Source organism: Candidatus Pyrohabitans sp. (assembly GCF_054014795.1).
Genome location: NZ_JBPMGE010000016.1, coordinates 1 through 3857 on the forward strand (window position 1 = coordinate 1; position 3857 = coordinate 3857).

5 protein-coding genes are annotated in these 3857 nt (G+C 49.0%); all 5 read left to right on the top strand.

Annotated elements, in window-relative coordinates:
- Nucleotides 1-189 precede the first annotated feature (189 nt).
- The 5 genes from ACXJJW_RS01670 to ACXJJW_RS01690 are packed head-to-tail and all read left to right on the top strand — an operon-like array spanning nt 190 to nt 3853.
- The gene (locus ACXJJW_RS01670) at nt 190-1299 is read left to right on the top strand and encodes a hypothetical protein (RefSeq protein WP_456473981.1); all 1110 of its coding nucleotides are present in this window, start codon (nt 190-192) and stop codon (nt 1297-1299) included.
- A 32-nt stretch (nt 1300-1331) separates the two neighbouring features.
- Nucleotides 1332-2357, top strand: coding sequence for a winged helix-turn-helix transcriptional regulator (locus tag ACXJJW_RS01675; protein ID WP_456473982.1), 1026 nt, complete (start codon nt 1332-1334; stop codon nt 2355-2357).
- Between the two features lie 55 nt (nt 2358-2412).
- The gene (locus ACXJJW_RS01680; RefSeq protein WP_456473983.1) at nt 2413-3321 is read left to right on the top strand and encodes a carbohydrate kinase family protein; all 909 of its coding nucleotides are present in this window, start codon (nt 2413-2415) and stop codon (nt 3319-3321) included.
- A complete protein-coding gene (locus tag ACXJJW_RS01685; protein WP_456473984.1) occupies nt 3321-3641 on the top strand; it encodes a hypothetical protein in 321 nt (106 codons plus the stop codon). The genes ACXJJW_RS01680 and ACXJJW_RS01685 overlap by 1 nt, the downstream gene beginning before the upstream one ends.
- On the top strand, nt 3629-3853 hold the full coding sequence (locus ACXJJW_RS01690) for a DUF2283 domain-containing protein (protein WP_456473985.1): 225 nt from the start codon (nt 3629-3631) through the stop codon (nt 3851-3853). The genes ACXJJW_RS01685 and ACXJJW_RS01690 overlap by 13 nt, the downstream gene beginning before the upstream one ends.
- Nucleotides 3854-3857: the final 4 nt, after the last annotated feature.

The window sequence follows — 3857 nt, forward strand, 5'->3', positions numbered from 1 at the left end:
TTTGCCTTCAGACTGATCGATAAAATTTTGGCATTGTAAGCCTAAAACCAGAAAAACTGCTGCTTTTATTGTGTGTTCACCACAAACGAACATTTCGAAGATTGTCACAGAAATTATTTATAACAGAGGTTTTTAAAGAAAATGAGTGGGGAGGCCTCCCTTTAAAAAATCAAAAGGGAGGTGAATTGTTTGAAAAGGAATTGCACAGTGCTGGTGTTGTTGCTGTTGTTAGCAGGTGTTGTAGCTGCCATATCGCATCCTGATTATGTGCCAGATAGCGGCTACTACTACATAAGCAAGAGCTATGCATATTCGGATTTCATCTGGAATGAGCAGGGGTTCAATGCTATAGAGCCCGAGGCGTATGAGCACGAGTTCAGGGTGGAAAACACCGGATTCGCAAAGTATGCCGGCTACTGGAGCAGCAATCTGCCGCAGGATTATCTCGATCTAGAAGACGATTCCCAGAATTCCGCTAATACATGGGACGAATTCGTGGTGGGAAGCGACGACGCTGAAGCCACGGTACCGGGACAGGAGTACTGGATGTACATAGACCTGAGCGACCAGGATAGCTCTATCACGAGTACCAGGACAATTCTCGAAGCAGAGCGCAACCTTGATGGCCCCGGAACAATTAACTGGCCTCTGGAGTGGTACACTATAGAGGACTTCACAGCCCCGGATTCTGGCACCTGGGACTTCACATCAGCTAACTCGGCTGGCAGCGGCGCTTTGCAGATTCAGACCCAGAGAGAGGTAGACGAAGATGAGGACACGGACAGCTACATATCGAAGAGAAAGGAGGTGCTGAAGAAACTCGCCAGGGAAATGCCCGATAGGAAAATGCAGGCGATGGTTTCACTCAGCAGTTTCGTCAGCGCTAAAGAATCGGATATCCTCCTCAGAGATTACGAAGTGGATGCAGACGCAATATGGTTCGAGTCAATAAGCTATGGATTCGGCGGAGGTTTCAGCATTGAAGGTTCTGTAGACGGGTCGCTGGCAAGAGAGATAAGCGACCTGAGGGATGACCTGGCAAGAACCAGGGAAGCTTTAAAGAACGCTGGTCCAGAGGAAACTGCTGTCTTGAAGAGGGTAATCAGCAGGCAGGAGATGATGATAAAAGCTCTAAGCGAGGGTGACGCTAAGGTGTACGGAATCGAGGTCAAAGGCAAGCTGAAGGAGCTGCAAAAACTTCAGGAGGATCCGAGGGTAACGCTGGTGGATGTGGGGTACTATCCCGACACACCACGCGGAGCTAAGCTTCGCCAGAGGCCAATACTGCCCGGGAGATAAGCTTTTTCTTTTCCTCTTTTTATTATAATACAATGAGATTAAAAACCGCTTATCCCATGATTGTGCTCGGAAGCATCTCGGCGCTTAACTGGATTTTATATGCCCGCGCCTTTGAAAGAGAGGGGATTCCAACGATTGGACTGCAGTCGGCTGCTGCTTTCCTAGCCCCCATCTCGGCTTTTCTAGTACTCGCGGTAATTTACACGTACTTCCAGGGAAAAAGTGGGAACAAAATATCCTTTGAAGAGGCGGTATTCCATGTGAGCCTCGCCTCAACGCCAATCGTCATTAATGGCATGATGTTGCTGTTGTGGGCCTACTTTGCCCACAACTGGACTGCCTACATATTAAGCCCCTTTGCTGTTTTGCTGATGGCAGGTGTAATGGCATATGAAGCCTTTACACCGAGTGTGGTGGCGCCTGGAGGAGAATATCTTTATGTCCTTAAAGGTATGCTGATAGACTACGGCGCTGCTTGGATAGCTTTTTTCATGCTCTATGCATACCCTGTCAGAGCTGGCAGGACGCGGATATGGATGGTTATCACTGCAATAGTTTTCCTTTACATTATCGCGCTGCTGGGGCATTATCTGGTCGTCCTGGGAGTTTCTATTCTTATTCTGTTAATCTATAAGATAAAAGAGGTCAAGACAGAGGTAAGAGCCAGAATACTGACTTACATCGAAGAAAATCCCGGTATTCATTTCAGGGGCCTGGTGACGGCTCTCAACATAAACCGAGGTACGCTGTATTATCACTTAAACGTACTTGAAAAACTAAAACTGGTAAAGTCATCAAGGCTCGGAAGGCGCAAGGTATTCTATTCCGATTCAGGAGAAGATAGTTCATACATCTCCGGAACAGGGAAAAAAATTTGGGAATACGTAAGGGACAATCCAGACTCATCGGCGAGAGACATAGTCGCAAGCCTGAATCTCTCACCATCTACAGTCTCCTATCATCTGAAAAATCTTGAAGAGCGAGGATTTATCATTATCAACAGAAAAGGTAGAAAAATAAGGGTGAGAGACGGTAACTCTCCATGCCAGAATTTATAACATCACCCTGTCTTTAAGGTGAACCTTTATATCCCACCCGAGGGGATTTTGTTATATGGACGTAGTCGGCGTAGGCGCTTTGAACCTGGACAAGATTTACCGCGTGCCGAGGATAGCGAAGCCGGGGGAGGAGGTTTTTGTAATAGAGGCGATGCAGAGCGCTGGCGGAAGTGCGGCAAACACCATCGTTGGCCTCGCGAGGCTGGGGGTGAGTACGGGCTTTATCGGCGCGGTGGGTAAGGACAGCGACGGTGACTTTCTCATCGCCGAGCTGCAGCGTGAGGGTGTGGATACAAGCGCAATCGCCCGCCTGGACGCACCGACTGGCATAATCATAGCGCTGGTGGATGATAAGGGCGAGCGCAGCATGTACGCCTATCCCGGGGCGAACGACCTGCTGAAGCTCAGCGAGGAGAGCATCGCCTATGCTTCGCAGGCGAGGTACCTGCACTTCTCCTCCTTTGTGGGGGATTACGGTCTGGAAGTCCAGCGGGCGCTGATGGTAAAGCTGGAGAAGCAGAAGCTGAGCTTTGCTCCGGGCATGCTCTATGCGAAGGAGCGCTGCCTAGTGGAGCTGAAGGAGTTCATCTCAGCGAGTGAGGTGATATTTCTCAACCGCGATGAAGCCTTCCACCTCACCGGCAACGAATACCGGCGCGGGGCTGAGATGCTCCTCCACATGGGTGCAAAGAGGGTGGTGGTAACCCTCGGCGAGGATGGCTGCTTCGTCGCATGCGGCGAGGAGAAGCTCCACATCCCGGGCATCAAGACGAAGGTGGTGGACACCACAGGCGCCGGCGATGCCTTCGCCGCGGGCTTCCTCTATGGCATGATTAAGGGCTACGGCCTGAAAACCTGCGGAAACCTGGGCAACTTCGTCGCCGCCAGGTGCATCTCCCGCATGGGTGCGCGCGCAGGTCTGCCCACAAGGCAGGAGGTGGAGGAGTTTCTGGAGGGGCTCTAGTGGGTGATGTAATATTCATGCTAAGAGATATTTTAAATAGAGAAATAAGGCTCACAAAAAATAGGTATGAGCATATTCTCGAAAGAGCTGAAATGCATAATCAGGAGGAGAGAATTAAAGAAACTTTGAAAATCCCTGATATCATAAAGCTGAGCAACCACGCTGATGATGTTCTGCTTTACTATAAGCTGTACGGAACCTCACCGGTGACAAGAAAGTATTTAGTGGTTATCGTAAAAATACTAAATGGAGATGGATTTATAATTACGGCATTCTACACCGATAAGATTAAGAAAGGTGTCACAAAATGGAAAAAATGAAAATATGGTTTGACGAAGAGGGAGACCTTCTGGAAATTGGATTTGGAAAGAAAAAGGGCTACTTCAGGGATGTTGGCAACGACATCTGGGAGAGGGTGGAGGAGGGCGTTGTAAAAGGGATTATCATACTCAACTTTAAAAAACGCACCAAGGGGAAAAAGGCTGAGATAGAGCTTCCGCTGAAAATCACCTTAGAGCCAGTTGAGGCTTAGATTG